1 protein-coding gene is annotated in these 697 nt (G+C 44.9%); it reads left to right on the top strand.

Going from position 1 to position 697, the window contains the following annotated elements; translation table 11 throughout:
• Nucleotides 1-47: 47 nt before the first annotated feature.
• Nucleotides 48-697: replication initiation protein (locus tag HLV61_RS23125; RefSeq protein WP_369259759.1), on the top strand; the 650-nt coding region annotated here is incomplete at its 3' end.

Genomic DNA, 697 nt, shown 5'->3' with positions numbered 1-697 from the left:
CGAAGTAGAGATATTTGACAAAATAAACAACTTCAACATATAGAATCATGGAAGAGAAAAAGCAAGATATCACCCTCTACCAAGCCAACCCCTTGACTGAATCCAGATACGAATTTTCTCCTACCGAGAAGAATGCGTTTTACATGGTCATTAGGCAAGTGAGGAAAAACTATGTCGAGCGTGAGCCACCTCGCACAGAGTTCGAGAACATGAAAGTACAGATTAGCACAAGCGACCTTGTGCAGATTACCGACAAAGACCACACGGAGAGAGCCAGAAAGGCACTCCGTGCGCTCCGTGACAAGGCTATCGAGTTCGAGGACAAGGAAGGAAATTGGCTTTATTGTGGCTTCATCAATCAAGCCAGATGGGTGGCAAAGAAGCAAGTCTATGAGGTGGAGGTAAGCAGCGACCTTATGCCGTATCTTGTGCAACTCGCAAGCCAATACACCGAGTATTCTCTTCTTGTTGCAATGTCCCTCAAGGGCAAGCACTCGCAACGCTTCTATGAGCTATGCAGCCAGTACAAGAATCGAGGTGTATTCGGGAAGACAGTACAGCAACTCAAAGAAATGTTTATGTTGGAGGACAAATACCCTCTCCTTCCTCTATTCAAACAGAAAGTTATCAATACCGCACAAAAGGAAATCAAATCCTTCTATGACCAAGGACAATGCGACCTCTGGTTTGAATACAG

The organism is Geodermatophilus amargosae, from assembly GCF_041028265.1.
Taxonomy (GTDB): Bacteria; Actinomycetota; Actinomycetes; order Mycobacteriales; family Geodermatophilaceae; genus Geodermatophilus; species Geodermatophilus amargosae_A.
Note: the sequence above shows the minus strand (reverse complement) of the source record. Positions and strands in the feature narration are given on the sequence as shown.